The organism is Oceanisphaera sp. IT1-181 (assembly GCF_033807535.1).
Classification (GTDB): domain Bacteria; phylum Pseudomonadota; class Gammaproteobacteria; order Enterobacterales; family Aeromonadaceae; genus Oceanimonas.
Genome location: NZ_CP136856.1, coordinates 408703 through 423381 on the forward strand (window position 1 = coordinate 408703; position 14679 = coordinate 423381).

At 52.7% G+C, this 14679-nt stretch carries 12 protein-coding genes and 1 tRNA gene; 3 read left to right on the forward strand and 10 right to left on the reverse strand.

The annotated features are described in order from the left end of the window. Positions 1–82 precede the first annotated feature (82 nt). Positions 83–1108 (forward strand): tRNA (adenosine(37)-N6)-threonylcarbamoyltransferase complex transferase subunit TsaD, encoded by a 1026-nt coding sequence (gene tsaD / locus R0134_RS01900; protein ID WP_319783222.1) that lies wholly within the window; start codon positions 83–85, stop codon positions 1106–1108. Positions 1109–1374: 266 nt separating this feature from the next. On the opposite strand, the gene plsY is transcribed toward tsaD, so the two are convergent. Continuing rightward, the gene (plsY, locus tag R0134_RS01905) at positions 1375–1992 is read right to left on the reverse strand and encodes a glycerol-3-phosphate 1-O-acyltransferase PlsY (protein ID WP_319783223.1); all 618 of its coding nucleotides are present in this window, start codon (positions 1990–1992) and stop codon (positions 1375–1377) included. Between the two features lie 128 nt (positions 1993–2120). On the opposite strand from plsY, the gene folB reads away from it, so the two are divergent. Both folB and R0134_RS01915 read left to right on the forward strand, forming a co-directional pair. Next, the gene (gene folB / locus R0134_RS01910) at positions 2121–2477 is read left to right on the forward strand and encodes a dihydroneopterin aldolase (protein WP_319783224.1); all 357 of its coding nucleotides are present in this window, start codon (positions 2121–2123) and stop codon (positions 2475–2477) included. 86 nt (positions 2478–2563) lie between these two features. Then, positions 2564–3361 (forward strand): undecaprenyl-diphosphate phosphatase, encoded by a 798-nt coding sequence (locus R0134_RS01915; protein ID WP_319783225.1) that lies wholly within the window; start codon positions 2564–2566, stop codon positions 3359–3361. A gap of 18 nt (positions 3362–3379) precedes the next feature. On the opposite strand, the gene cca is transcribed toward R0134_RS01915, so the two are convergent. The 9 genes from cca to fdnG all read right to left on the reverse strand — a co-directional run bounded on the left by cca (position 3380) and on the right by fdnG (position 14622). After that, entirely contained in the window at positions 3380–4528 is a 1149-nt protein-coding gene (gene cca, locus R0134_RS01920; protein WP_319783226.1) for a multifunctional CCA tRNA nucleotidyl transferase/2'3'-cyclic phosphodiesterase/2'nucleotidase/phosphatase, read from the reverse strand. A 22-nt stretch (positions 4529–4550) separates the two neighbouring features. Then, on the reverse strand, positions 4551–5345 hold the full coding sequence (gene fdhD / locus R0134_RS01925) for a formate dehydrogenase accessory sulfurtransferase FdhD (protein WP_319783227.1): 795 nt from the start codon (positions 5343–5345) through the stop codon (positions 4551–4553). 35 nt (positions 5346–5380) lie between these two features. Further along, a tRNA-Sec gene (locus R0134_RS01930) sits at positions 5381–5476 on the reverse strand. Between the two features lie 51 nt (positions 5477–5527). Continuing rightward, positions 5528–7441: a selenocysteine-specific translation elongation factor gene (gene selB / locus R0134_RS01935; protein WP_319783228.1), complete on the reverse strand. Its 1914-nt coding sequence runs from the start codon at positions 7439–7441 to the stop codon at positions 5528–5530. Continuing rightward, the gene (gene selA, locus R0134_RS01940; protein ID WP_319783229.1) at positions 7438–8841 is read right to left on the reverse strand and encodes an L-seryl-tRNA(Sec) selenium transferase; all 1404 of its coding nucleotides are present in this window, start codon (positions 8839–8841) and stop codon (positions 7438–7440) included. The genes selB and selA overlap by 4 nt, the downstream gene beginning before the upstream one ends. A gap of 56 nt (positions 8842–8897) precedes the next feature. Then, the gene (gene fdhE, locus R0134_RS01945; RefSeq protein WP_319783230.1) at positions 8898–9842 is read right to left on the reverse strand and encodes a formate dehydrogenase accessory protein FdhE; all 945 of its coding nucleotides are present in this window, start codon (positions 9840–9842) and stop codon (positions 8898–8900) included. Between the two features lie 132 nt (positions 9843–9974). Further along, positions 9975–10607, reverse strand: coding sequence for a formate dehydrogenase subunit gamma (locus R0134_RS01950; protein WP_319783231.1), 633 nt, complete (start codon positions 10605–10607; stop codon positions 9975–9977). Next, positions 10600–11550, reverse strand: coding sequence for a formate dehydrogenase subunit beta (gene fdxH, locus R0134_RS01955; RefSeq protein ID WP_319783232.1), 951 nt, complete (start codon positions 11548–11550; stop codon positions 10600–10602). The genes R0134_RS01950 and fdxH overlap by 8 nt, the downstream gene beginning before the upstream one ends. Positions 11551–11559: 9 nt before the next feature. Next, positions 11560–14622, reverse strand: a complete 3063-nt coding sequence (gene fdnG / locus R0134_RS01960) for a formate dehydrogenase-N subunit alpha (RefSeq protein ID WP_319783233.1) — start codon at positions 14620–14622, stop codon at positions 11560–11562. Positions 14623–14679: the final 57 nt, after the last annotated feature.

Genomic DNA, 14679 nt, shown 5'->3' on the forward strand with positions numbered 1-14679 from the left:
CCGAAGGCGGTCCGCTGGTTAAAAAACCACTAGAAGTGTAACATAAGCTCCTCTTGTTCAATAGTCCAGCGATAAGACCAACATGCGTGTATTAGGTATAGAAACCTCCTGTGATGAAACTGGCATTGCCATCTATGACGATAAGCTCGGCATTATGGCCCATCAACTCTACAGTCAGGTGGCGCTGCATGCGGACTATGGCGGTGTGGTGCCTGAGCTTGCTAGCCGCGACCACATTCGTAAAACCATTCCTTTAATTGAAGCCGCACTTGCAGATGCGGGCTGCACCAAAGACGACATCGACGGCGTGGCTTTTACCGCTGGCCCTGGTTTAATGGGCGCGCTGTTAGTGGGTGCAACCATAGGCCGCAGCTTAGCTTTTGCGTGGGGCAAGCCGGCAGTGGCCGTGCATCATATGGAAGGTCATTTGCTGGCCCCCATGCTGGAAGAGCGCGCGCCTGAGTTTCCGTTCGTGGCGCTGTTGGTCTCTGGCGGTCACACTTTATTGGTGCGCGTGGACGGTATTGGCCGTTACGAAATCTTAGGCGAGTCCGTAGACGATGCGGCCGGTGAAGCCTTTGATAAAACTGCCAAGCTGATGGGTTTAGATTACCCCGGCGGGCCACGGCTAGCCAAGCTGGCAGAGCAGGGCACACCAAAGCGTTTTGTTTTTCCGCGACCCATGACCGCAAAGCCGGGCTTGGACTTTAGCTTCTCTGGCCTAAAAACCGCCACCGCGACCACCATTGCCGCAGAAATTGCCGCTGGCAATTACTGCCTGCAAACTCGAGCCGACATTGCCCATGCTTTTCAGCAAGCGGTAGTGGATACGCTGGCTATTAAGTGCAAGCGGGCGTTGATACAGACGGGCTTGAATCGTTTGGTAGTAGCGGGTGGCGTGAGTGCTAACATATCGTTGCGTGAACAGTTGAGTGAGCTGATGGCGAGCTTAAATGGCGAAGCTTTTTATCCGCGCAATGAATATTGCACCGACAATGGCGCCATGATCGCCTTCGCCGGTTTGCAGCGCTTAAAAGCCGGGGATATTGAGCCATTAGCAGTACGGGCACGACCGCGTTGGCCGCTGGATGAGTTAACGGCGGTATAAAAGTAGCGCTGAGCACTAAGCGCCCGGCTAAATAAAGGGCGTAAAGACTAAAGAATTTTTCGCCACGGAATACACGGAAGAACACGGAAAAATTAAGATAAAAACCAAGGACGAACTTTTACTGGGTTAAGACCCTACAAGCCATACGCGCTTGTCGTTTTTGATTTTTTTTACGTCCCCGTGTTCTTCCGCGCCTCACGTTACAAAGATGGTCTTGTGTCTTGCTCTGGGTGTTTAGTTTTCAGCTGAGCACTTAGCGCTCGGCGCTATTCTTCACCTGTGTTATCTTCGCGCTTAAATCTATCAAGCATCGGTTTTTCTTGGCGGTGATAGAGGCGGCTGATGTTGCCGTGGTGGCGTAGGATGATCAGGCAAGACAGTAACGACACCGAGAGCGTGTATTCGGGCTTAATGAAATAGACATACAGCGGCGCCACTAAGGCGGTGAGCAAAGAGGCTAACGACGAATAACCGAACAGGCCTAAGCACACCAGCCAAGTCAGCATCATCAGGCCGGCCATGTCCATGCCGAGCGGCAACAGCGTGCCCAGTGCTGTGGCCACCGCCTTACCGCCGCGAAAGTGGAAGAACAGCGGAAACATATGGCCCAAGCAGGCGGCCATGCCAATAAAGGCCAAATACAGCGGCCCTATTTCTAAAAACCATCCTAAATAAACCGGTAATGTGCCCTTCATAATATCGAGCAATAGCACCCACACCGCGGCGCTGCGATTACCGGTGCGCAACACATTGGTCGCACCCGGGTTACCAGAGCCGTGGCTGCGGGGGTCGGGTAGGCGGTAGAGGCGCGAGATCAGCACGGCGCTGGAGATGGATCCCCCCAGGTAGGCGAGCACTATCATAAAGAAGATGAGGGCCGTCATTGCGGTTTATACCTCGGGATCAATCCGTTACTATGGCGAGCTTAAACCGAGTTAAGAATTAAGCAGCTAGAGTGCTGCGCGCTTGGCTCGATTCCGAATATTACTCAGCTTAACAGAAGATAGAGACGATGGATAAAGTGTTTGTAGAAGGCCTAGAAGTGCTCACTACCATAGGCGTTTATGAGTGGGAAAAGGGCATTAAGCAGAAGCTGCGCTTTGATCTAGAAATGGGTCACGATAATGCGCCAGCTGCACAAAATGACGATATTAACAAGGCGCTCGATTACGCCACCTTGTCGCAGCTAGTCACCGAATATGCTGAACAGCATCAATTTGAACTGATAGAAACCATGGCCGAGCGCGTAGCTGAGCTAATCTTCGCCCGTTTTGCCGTGCAGTTTGTAAAAGTGCGCCTTACTAAGCCTAATGCCGTAGTGAATGCCGCCGGTGTGGGCGTCGAGATTTTAAGAACGCGTAAAGTATAAAGGTGAGATAAGCGCAGTTTAGCGGTCATTAAATTGTCATCTGCGCTCATTAAGATGAAACCGTTAGCGGCTAAGAGAGTGAGCAGATGGAAGTGCATGTAATTTTACTGGCGTTGATCCAAGGCTTTACAGAGTTTTTACCTATCTCTAGCTCGGCCCATTTGATTTTGCCCTCGGTATTATTGGGCTGGCAGGATCAGGGCATGGCCTTTGATGTGGCCGTGCATTTGGGCAGTTTGTTGGCGGTCTTGTATTACTTTCGTGTCGAAGTGGTCAGCCTCACTCACGCTTGGGTGGGCTCGCTAGCAGGGCGAACGGCGACGGGGGAATCTCGCTTAGCTTGGTGCATTATTTTGGCCACTATTCCTGCTTGTGTTATCGGGGTCTTGTTTGGTGGTTTCATCTCAGACTTCTTACGCTCCGGCTGGGTCATCGCCGTCACCACCATAGTATTTGGCTTGTTGTTATGGTGGGCTGACAGGCGCGCGCAATATCTTAAAAGTGAATATCAAACCGGTTGGCGCGGCGCCTTTCTATTAGGTTGCGCGCAGGCGATAGCCCTGATACCCGGCACGTCACGCAGCGGCATTACCTTAACCGCCGGCTTAATGTTGGGCTTGACCCGCAGCGCCGCCGCGCGTTTTTCTTTTCTGATGTCGATCCCGATTATCTTCTTAGCGGGCAGCCACCAAGCCGTGGGTCTGTTAAGTGAAGGCGCAGTCATTCCCTGGTCGGTGATGGGCTTAGGCGTGCTGGTGTCTTTTATCAGTGCGCTGGCCTGTATTCACCTGTTCTTGGCCTTGATCAACCGCATTGGCGTACTGCCGTTTGTGCTGTACCGATTAGGCCTAGGCGCCGTGCTTATTTGGGTGATGGCTGGCTAGTCATGTGAGCCCGACAGCTTAAGTCAGCCAAAGCTGTAGTTGCGCTAATCGCGCTTGTTTAATGGCCTCGCCAATGGCGGGGCCTTTCAGTCCTTGGGCGACAAAGGGACCGGCAGTAATGGCTTGTAGCTCTTGAAACCACTGCCACAATTGCGCGCGCTGCGGGTAGGATGCAGATGCTGTACTTGAATCTAATGCGGTACTGGCTTGCCAATCCGCTTGAGCGCACAACAGTAATTGCGCAAAGCGCTCGGGCCTGCGCCAGCTATCGGTTGCTTGGAATAACGCCAATATATCTTCTGCATCATCTCGGTTTGGCTCTCGCAGCGAATGAATTATTTGGTGCCAACGACTGCTTAATATCGCCAACTCTTTATGCTCGGTGGGCACCTTGCTGCGTTCGCACAGAGCGGTGAGCGCAGCCACGTCCAGTTGCAAAGTGAGGGCGGCAAAGCGACAAGCTAACTCGGTGGTGAGCTGGGTGCCATGCCATAAGGCTTGCAGGGCATGGGCCTCGGTGGGCGAAAATAGTTTTTCCAGTTCTGGGAACAAGGCGTCAAGCGCATTACAGCTGCGTAATACTTCAAAAAACACCTGTGGCTGCTCGCAGGCTAAGGCCTTTTCTGTTTCTTTCCATACTCGTTCAGGTGTCAGTGCGCTTAACTCGCCGCTGGCGGCAATTTGGCGCATTAGCATTAATGTTTCATCGGCCACCCTAAAGCCTAGATGATGAAAGCGGGCGGCAAAGCGTGCTACGCGCAATACGCGCAGTGGGTCTTCGCTAAAGGCATCGGATACATGGCGCAAGGTGCGCGAATCAAGGTCTGCTTGGCCGCCATAAGGGTCATACAAGGCGCCAGCTTCATCTTGAGCGATGGCATTAATGGTGAGATCGCGGCGGCTTAAGTCTTCTTCCAGGGTGATATCTGGGCCAAATTCGCAGATAAAACCGGTATAGCCAGATCCCGCTTTGCGCTCGGTGCGTGCTAGCGCGTATTCGTTTTTACTTTTGGGATGCAAGAACACCGGGAAGTCTTTGCCCACTTGCTGATAGCCCAGTTTTAACAGCTGCTCCGGCAGGGCGCCCACCACAACATAATCTCTGTCAACAACGGGCAAGCCTAACAGCGCATCGCGCACCGCGCCGCCGACTAAATAAATTTCCACTTTCTATCCTTTACATACGTTTTTAATCAAGAGTAGAGCAGGCAGACGCCGCATAGACTCTGGGCTGCTGCTGATAGGGCAAGTGTATCAAGTTGAGCTGATAGTGCCGAGCCTGCTCGACTGCCAACACAGTAGGGGCGCTCAGGGTGATAAGTGTAGGATTATAAGTACGCACCATTTTTAGGATCAGCTCTATGCTGCAACGGCTGGTGACTAACATCATACCAGTCGGATTGGACTGGCGGTGATGCCAACCTAATAGTTTATCGAGCGCATTATGGCGACCCACATCTTCACTGGCATGCTGGATTTCACCCTGCATATTGGCAAAAAAAGCGGCGTGCAGAGCGCCACAATGTTGATTCAGTTTTTGCCAAGCAGGCAGTTGCGCGCGCAGGCTCATCAGCGCGTCGATATTGGGCAGTTCGCTGGTTGGTAAAGGTGGCAACTTAGGGATAGCTGCTTCTAACGATTCGATACCACATAAGCCACAACCGGTACGGCCAGCCAGATTGCGCCTTTGCTCCTGCCACGGCTGATGGCAGCGATTAGCCAGCGTGACGTTGGCGATGATGGCGTTTTGTTGACTAATAAACTCGAGGTCGTGAATATCTCTGTGGTGCAGAATGATGCCTTCGGTTAACAAAAATCCAATGATAAAAGCTTCCAGCTGATAGGGGCTGACCATCATAACCGCGTGATTCACGCCATTGAGAGTAATGGCTAACGGGACTTCATTGGCGAGGATGTGCTCTGTGCCTGCCTGTGTGCGCACAGCTTGGCTGGGTGCCAAATTATCTAAGGTCGCATCGTCCATCGAGAGTCCTGTACGAAAAGATGAGAGCAAATAAATGGCGGAAAGTAGTAGGAGTCGAACCTACCTAGGAGCGTCTAACACCCCCAACTGGGTTTGAAGCCCAGCCGCACCACCGGATACGATTACTTTCCATTTTCTATACATAGGCTACAAGAGCCAGCACTCACAATGCCCCCATCAGGCTAGCTTGTAAATAGCATATTGTCGGGCCGGATCACATGTCTATCATGTAGTCGTCGGCTATAGCCAATTCGTTGAAAAAATTCGAGTATTTGCAGCGTTCTCTTGCGCCCCAGCGCCAATTGATCCCGCAGTTCGGCGGCTTTTATGCCCTGATTTTTGGGATACTGGCGCAACAGCTGTGCCAGCTGCTCGATATGCTGATGATGATAGAGCAAGTCGGGCTGTACCTGATACAGCTTGCCCTGTTGCACCAGCTTACGGCCCAGTTGGCGGATTTCTTGTTCTGGTATTTCTAATAGGCTTGCCAACTCGCGTACCCAAGGTGGATCGTACTGTCCTTGGTGAGATAACAGCAGGATTTTCTCCGCCAACTGCTGCTCTTGCTCACTGAAGCTGACCGTATGCTGAGGCAAGTGATACCAAGCGCCTTGTAACTTAAGTCGCTGGGCTTGCACCAGCGTCTGTAAGGCACTTTGCCACAAAGAGATCGGCATAGCGGGAGCCGTCATGCGGCGCAGTCGGTCGGCGCCGATACCTGGCTCATCCGGATAGCGCAAATGAGCCTGCTCAAGCGTGTTTTCAATTTGGCTTAACAGAGCTTCCCACTGCGATTTATCCATCATCACGGCCGACTGCTTATTGGTCGTAGGCTTTACCCAGAGTGCAGAGTCGAGAATTACCAGCTGCTCGACATCTCCGTGAATTAGGCGCTGTAAGTCTGGGTAGGAAATGCCGTAAGGCGCTTGGCTGAGTAAGGGGGGCAGCTGCTGGTCAGTTAGATAATTAGCTATGCTCGCCAGCCAGCTCAAGCGCGCGGGAGTCCGGCGTTTTCGATCTGGGCCATTGGCATCCAGTACCCGCCCGCCGCCTAGAGTCTGCTTGGCTTGGGCGTTGCGAATAATAAAGCGGTCGCCGGGCATGGCGCACTGGGGGCTATCAAAGACCAGTTGCGCATAAGCCTGCTCGCCTGCTTGGAGGGTCTCTTTGCTGAGCGGCACCACATGCGCCATCACATGGGCCGCGCCTAGGTGCACATGTACCGGCATCCAAGTGGTGATGGGCTGCGCAAGATTACTCAGTAGCTGTAATTGCACATCGACACGGATTGACGGTGTAAAGCAGCGTTCATCGGCGAGCCAGTCGCCGCGCTCTATCGTCTCTTTGGCGATATTGGCAATATTAAAAGCGCAGCGCTGGCCGGCATACGCGTTGGTGCTAGGCAGGCTTTGCGCATGAATACTGCGCACTCTTATGGGCGTGTTGGCAGGCATTAAGCGCAGTTTAATATCACCGCTTTGCAGATCAAATACGCCACCGTGTACCGTGCCGGTGACCACAGTGCCTTGGCCGCTTAAGGTAAAAGCGCGGTCGATGGCGAGGCGAAACAAACCACTACGATTCGTCATTTTTTGTTGGTGGGCTTGCTGTTGTAAAAAATCACTTAAGGCAGGGATACCTGCACCCGATAAACTATCGACGATAAATTGCGGCGCCGAGCCTAAAAAGGTATGGGCCAGTGCTTGGCCCAGTTGCGCTTGAGTTTGCGCCAGTTGCTCGGGTTGTGCTTTATCTTGCTTAGTAATGACTACACAACCTTGAGTGAGGCCGAGTAGCGATAAAATAGCAATGTGCTCAATAGTTTGCGGCATGATGCCGTCATCTGCCGCTACCACCATCATGGCATAGTCGATGCCAGTGGCACCTGCCACCATGGTATGGATTAAGCCTTCGTGCCCCGGCACATCCACAAAGCCGAGGGTGATATCATCAGCCAACTGTTGATAGGCATAGCCCAAACTAATGGTAATGCCTCTCTCTTGTTCGTCTTTTAAGCGGTCGGTATTCACGCCGGTGAGCGCGCGTATCAGCGCCGTTTTACCGTGATCAATATGCCCGGCAGTGCCAATAATCATAATCGCGTCTGGCTCCATGTGGCCTTTAGCTGTTGTGCTTGCTCATTACTTAAACAGCGGAAGTCTAAATAAAGGGCGTTTTTATGGATGCGGCCAATAATGGGCTGGGCTTGAGTGCGCAACCCGCGCTCAAGCTGCATGATTTGATGGCTGGCTTTGTCCAAGCCTTGATAATTAACCACTAAGCCGAAGCTCGGTAACGATTCAATCGGCATGGCACCGCTGCCAATCTGGCTCAGCATGGGCTCGCAGTTGACCAAATAATCGCTACCCACTGCGTGCTGCAAACTAGTTTGCAAGCTTTCTGCTTGCTGTTGTATCTCAGATTGAGCGCGCGTTAGCAAGCGCAGAGTGGTTAATCGCTCGGGTAATAATTCGGGGCTGCGATATAACGACAGCACGGACTCCAGTGCCGCCATGGTCAGCTTGCCGACTCTCAGCGCGCGCTTTAAGGGATGTTTCTTAATGATGTCGACTAGTGACTTGCGCCCGACGATAAACCCCGCTTGTGGTCCGCCCAATAGCTTATCGCCACTAAAGGTCACTAGATCTGCACCGGCTTGTATGGTTTCTTTCACCGTAGGTTCATGAGGCAGGCCCCACTGTGCCAAATCCACTAGCGTGCCGCTGCCTAAATCTACCGTCACCGGAATCTGATGTTGCAGGCCAAGTTTGACCAGCTCAGACAGTGCCGTTTCTTTGGTAAAACCCACCACCGCATAATTGCTGCAATGCACTTTCATCAGCATGGCGGTGTGCTCACCGATGGCGCGCTCGTAATCTGCATAATGAGTGCGGTTAGTGGTGCCTACTTCCACCAACTTGCTGCCAGCGCTGCTCATAATATCGGGAATACGAAATGAGCCGCCAATTTCCACTAACTCACCGCGGGATACGATCACTTCTTTGGTTGAGGCCAAGGCGTTAAGCATCAGTAGCACGGCGGCGGCGTTGTTATTGACTACGGTGGCGGCCTCGGCGCCGGTCAATTCGCAGATCAGCTCTTCAATCAAACCGTCTCGGTCACCACGCTTTCCGCTGGCTAAGTCAAACTCGAGGTTAGTGGGCTGAGTCAGCACCTGAGTGACGGCCTCTACGGCACAGTCGGGTAATAAGGCGCGGCCCAAATTGGTATGTAGCACGGTACCGGTGAGGTTAATAACGGTTTTTAGCTTAGAGGCTGTTAAGGCGTTGAGCCGCTCGATGAGCTGCGCGATTATGTAGGCGGGGTCTACATCGGCTGTGGTCAGTTGCTGTTGCAGGACCTGAGTGCGCAGCTCCGCTAGGAGCAAGCGCAGTTGCTGTGTAACCAGCGTCAGTCCGTACTGGATGATAGTCGCAGCTAATTCAGGCTTGTGCAGCACCTTATCCAGAGCCGGCAAATCTGCCGGCTGGGCCAAGGGAGCCTGAGCCGAAGAGCATGAGACTAGAAGAGGCGAGGAAGTAGAGATGTTCATTATTGTTCAGCAGCTTGCCATAAATAAGGATTGTTATTGGCGCGATAAAACTGCGCTTCGCCCATTAAAATATCCAGCGGAAGACTGGCTAGATCATCGGCGAAAGCCTCAGCGAACTGCTCTTTATCGAGATAAAAAATCTTGCGGTAATGCTGGCAATGATCGCAAGACTCCGCCTTGATACCGGCACTGCCTTCCTCCAACGAGTGATAAGCCAGCTTTTTGGTATCTTCACAGTGAGTGCAGGTCACGCGCACAATATGCCATTGGCTCGAGCATAACGAGCAGGTAGCGTAGCGGATCTGCTCTTTGGGCCCGCCCAACATAACGGTGCTGGACACCGGCTGGCTGCCACAGCAAGGGCACAAACCAAAAGGTGTGTGCGCAGGAATTTTCTGGCTCTCTAGCCCTGCGACTAACTGGCTCCAGTAAACTTGTAAACCGGCCATGATAAAAGGCGCACGAGCCGCATCGATTTTTTCTAGTTTTTGGTTGAGCAAGTCGTCGGCCTGTTGCTCAATAAGCTCAGGCTTATTGTTAATATCATCAGCCAATTTCACTAAATTGTTGCGTACCGCATCGGTTAGGGGTTTGGTATGAGCCGCTTGCTGCAACAGCTGCTCGAGAATGGCGCTTAGCATAGCGCGCCAAGTGGCGTCTCGCTTAATGCCGCTGGCGCTAAAAGGCGGCATACCGTGAGCTTGCGCTTGGGCAAGCTGTGATTCATCGATGGCGGTTAGTGACCAGTCTTGGGCAAATACCTGTTGCTGGGCATCTGCCAGCTGAGCAATCAATAGCAGATAATCCTCAATCGGATTATCGGTGGCTAAATCTCTCAGCCGCTGGGCGCGCGTGCTAAAGGTGTCCGGCATGGGGGACATAAGGCGCACTACGCTGGTGCGATCCAGCGTTTCTATTTCGCCACGGGTAAGAATTCGCTGCATGAGCACTCCTTGAGTGAAGTCGGTATTTGTCTATTTATAAAAAATTGAAGCACAAAAACCTAAGATAAAAAGCCGTCAAACGAGTCTGGTTATTTGACGGCAGTCGGATAATTATGATGCGAACTTACCCGCTTACTTTAGGTTGGAATCACGCATTTTCTTGCGATACCACTTACGGTGATGCTTCCACGCCCAGCCCGGGGTTACCGTGCCGCGGGTCATGGCGCGTACCGAGCCTTTCACCCAAATGCCCGCGTAAGCGTGCACTATGATGGCGCAAATAAGTACGAAGGCAAACAGTGCATGCAGCAAAGATGCCCAGCGAATCAGTTCCACCGGAAAGGTGAAATAGGTCCGCCACATCAGCACGCCCGAGACCAACAAGCCCAACATCAGCACGATTAATACCCAAAATAGTACCTTTTGGCCACCGTTATAACGGCCGGCTTCCGGCACGCCTTCTTCTTGATGAGAGATAACCTTAGGCACGGCTTTCAACCAAGCTCGGTCGTCCGCCGTCATGCGGTTATCTCGCCACAGCTGCAGCGCAAAGCTGAAGAAGCTGACAAACATCACCACCCCAATAAAGGGGTGCAGGATCCGCGTCCAAGTACCACCCCCTAATAGGTTGCTCAGCCAAAATAGGCTTGGGTGAAATAATGCCACGCCAGAAATGGCCAACAGTACGAAGCTCAGGGCAATCAGCCAGTGATTAAGTCGCTGATTAGCCGTGTAGCGCACAATTTCTTGGTCATCGTTAACCATGTTTGTCCTCCTCGGCCGCTTGTTCTGCAGCCTGCAGCGCCACCAGCTCTGCCGCATGCTTGGCAGCCAGCTCGTCAGCCTTCGTCACCTCTGAAGGGCGATTGCGGATATAGTGCGCCGCGCCCACCAGCGCGGTTAGCACCATGGCCGCCACCCCAATTGGTTTGGCCGGACCTTTCCACAGCGAAACAATCGCGCTGATCTTGGGTGCTTTTGGCAAATCACTGTAAAGCTGTGGTTTGTCCGCGTGGTGCAATACATACATCACATGAGTACCGCCTACGCCTTCGGGATCGTACAAGCCCGCATTGTCATAACCGCGAGACTTGAGATCGCTAATACGCTCGTCGGCGTGATGCTTCATATCATCCTTGGAGCCAAACGAAATGGCGCCCGTGGGGCAAATTTTCACGCAGGCCGGTTCTTGGCCCACCACTACTCGGTCCACGCACAAGTTGCACTTGTAGGCTTTTTTGTCCGTTTTAGAAATGCGTGGCACATCAAACGGACAACCGGTTACGCAGTAACCACAGCCGATACAGCTGTCTTGGTTGAAGTCCACTATGCCGTTGGCATGCTGCACTATGGCACCGGGAGAAGGGCAGGCTGTTAAGCAGCCTGGATCTTCGCAGTGCATGCAGCCATCTTTGCGGATCAGCCATTCCAAATCGCCGTCGTCTTTTTCATATTCAGAAAAGCGCATTACGGTCCAGCTGTTCTCGGTCAAATCGGCGGGGTTGTCGTACACGCCCACGTTATGCCCGACCTCATCTCGCAGGTCGTTCCACTCCATGCATGCCACCTGACAGGCCTTGCAACCTATGCATTGCGACACATCAATAAGCTTGGCAACGCCCCCGCCTTGCACGGGGGAGTTACGAACGCTAGGTGAAGGTGTGGTGGTCGCCGAGCGACGCTTAATATCCATTCCTTGTGAAGCCATGACTTCCTCCTACACCTTTTCTACGTTGACGAGAAAGGACTTAAACTCAGGTGTTTGTGAGTTAGCGTCCCCGACCGAAGGCGTGAGCGTATTGGCCAAGAATCCAGGTTTGGTCACGCCGACAAAGCCCCAGTGAATGGGGATGCCGATGTGATGTACCCGCTTGCCGTCTATGTCCATGCCTCTGATCCGCTTGGTGACCACCGCCTTGGCTTTAATGTAGCCACGGTTGGATGACACCTTCACTACTTCCCCTTGGTTGATGCCCAGCTCGCCTGCCAGCTCGGCGCCAATTTCCACAAACTGCTCTGGCTGAATAATGCTATTGAGCAGCACGTTCTTACTCCAGTAGTGGAAATGCTCGGTTAAGCGATAAGTCGTACCCACATAAGGGAACTGCTCCACTTTACCCATTTCAGCTCTGTCAGCCTCAAACAGGCGCGCGGCTGGGTTATTGGTCGCTCGTGCGTTGTCTTTAAATAAAGGGTTATAACCGAGCGGCGTTTCAAAAGGCTCGTAATGGGTTGGGAAAGGACCTTCGGCCATGTTGCCCTTGGCAAAAAAGCGTGCCACGCCTTCGGGGTTCATGATGAAGGGGCCCATACCTTCAGTGGGTGGCTCATTGGCTTTGAAGTCTGGCACATCTGCGCCTGTCCATTTGCTGCCATTCCAGTGCACCAGCGATCGGCTTGGATCGAAGGGTTTGCCTTCGATATCGCAGGAAGCACGGTTATATAGCACGCGGCGGTTAGCCGGCCATGCCCAAGCCCAGTTTAGTGTCTGACCAATACCGGTGGGGTCGCTGCTGTCGCGGCGCGCCATCATATTGCCTTCTTCGGTCCAAGAGCCCGAGTAAATCCAGCAGCCACCTAAGGTGGATCCGTCATCACGCATTTCGCCAAAGCCTGATAATTGCTCACCAGCTTTGCGAATGACCTTACCTTCACCGTCCATAAGATCAGTTAAGGCGCGGCCATTCAGCTCTTTAGCCAACTCTTCGGCCGTGGGCTCGTAGGGATTAGCATAGGGCCAAGACAGCTGAGTAATAGGCTCGGCAAAGGTGCCGCCCTCGGTTTCGTAGAGCTTGCGAATATGCTGATACAGGGTGGCCATGATCTCGATATCGGTCTTGGCTTCTCCAGGTGGCTCGGCGGCTTTCCAGTGCCATTGCAGCCAACGGCCCGAGTTAACTAAGGTGCCGGCTTCTTCGGCAAAACAAGAGGTCGGTAAGCGATATACTTCAGTTTGAATATCCTTCGAGTTCACATCATTGGACTCGCCCATGTTGCGCCAAAACTCGGAAGTTTCGGTCACCAGAGGATCCATGATCACCATGAACTTCAGCTGAGATAATGATTTGATCATCTTGGCTTTATTTGGCGCTGCGGCTAGCGGGTTAAAGCCTTGACAGATATAACCGTTCATCTTGCCTTGGCTCATCAGCTCATAAACTTGCAGCATGTCGTAGGGTTTATCCAGCTTAGGCAGCAGGTCGAAGGCATAGTTGTTTTCTGCTTGCGCATGATCGCCCCACCAAGCCTTGGCCAGGCTGACATGGAACTTCTTATAGTTCTGCCAATAGCTCAGCTGGTTTTGGCGCAGCGGTTTTTGGGTGCGCTTGGCAATGTAATTATCAAAATCTTGCTCTGCTTCATTAGGCAGCGTCATGTAGCCTGGCAGCAGATTGGTCATTAGCCCTAAATCCGTTAAGCCCTGGATATTAGAGTGACCGCGCAGCGCGTTCATGCCGCCACCGGCAATGCCAATGTTACCCAGCAGCAGCTGCATCATGGCGCCAGTGCGAATGATCTGCGAGCCAATGGAGTGCTGAGTCCAACCCAATGCATAGAGGATGGTTCCGGCACGATCGGGGGTATGAGTGGAGGCCAGTAGTTCACAGATTTGATTAAATTTAGGGACAGGCGTGCCACAAATTCGTGCCACCATCTCGGGGGTATAACGCTGATAATGTTGCTTTAATAGCTGATACACAGAGCGGGGGTGCTGCAAGCTAGGATCGGCAATGACCTCGCCTTGCTCATCCAGTTGGTAATCCCAGGTGGATTTATCGTAATGACTGGTGTCTTCGTTATAGCCGGAGAAAATTCCATCTTCGAAGTCGAAATCTTCATGTATCAAGAACGACAGATCTGTGTAGTTTTTCACGTATTCGTGCTGGATCTGGTTGGTATCAAGCAGATACTTGATAACCCCGCCTAAAAAGACGATGTCGGTACCGGTGCGGATCGGCGCATACACGTCGGCCACCGAGGCTGAGCGGTTAAAGCGCGGATCGACCACGATCAGCGTGGCATTATTATGTGCCTTCGCTTCTGTTACCCATTTAAAACCACAAGGGTGGGCCTCTGCAGCGTTGCCGCCCATAATAAGAATAACGTCGGCATTTTTAATATCGACCCAATGATTCGTCATAGCGCCACGGCCAAATGTTGGGGCAAGACCTGCCACCGTAGGACCGTGTCAAACGCGTGCTTGGTTATCGAATGCCAATATCCCTAAGGGACGTATTACTTTATGGGTGATGTACCCCACTTCGTTACTACTGGCGGATGCGGCCAGCATGCCAGTGGTGAGCCAGCGGTTAACGGTTTTGCCATCGTCAGTCTGTTGAACGAAGTTCGCATCGCGATCTTCCTTCATTAATTTTGCGATGCCGCTATAGGCTTGTTCCCAAGAAATACGCTGCCACGTATCTGAACCGGGAGCGCGATATTCAGGAAAGGTCAGACGGTTAGGGCTGTGAATAAAGTCCACGAGTCCCGCACCTTTCGGGCACAAGGTGCCGCGGTTAACCGGATGGTCATGATCGCCTTCGATGTGCATCACACTTGGCTTGGCGTTCTTGGCGCCATCACCCATGCTGTACACCAAAATGCCACAGGCAACGGAGCAATAGGGGCAAGTGCTGCGAGTTTCGGTGGCGCGCAATAGCTTATATTGTCGCGCCGCCGCAAGAGCGGGGGTGGGTGTCATACCTAACACCGCCATGCTCGACGTTGCTAGGGTGGCACCTGTTATCTTAAAAAAATCGCGTCGGCTGATATTGCTCATGACGCTCTCCTTATGACACAGCGTTTCAGTGGTAAGGGTCTATTGACCCTCATTATT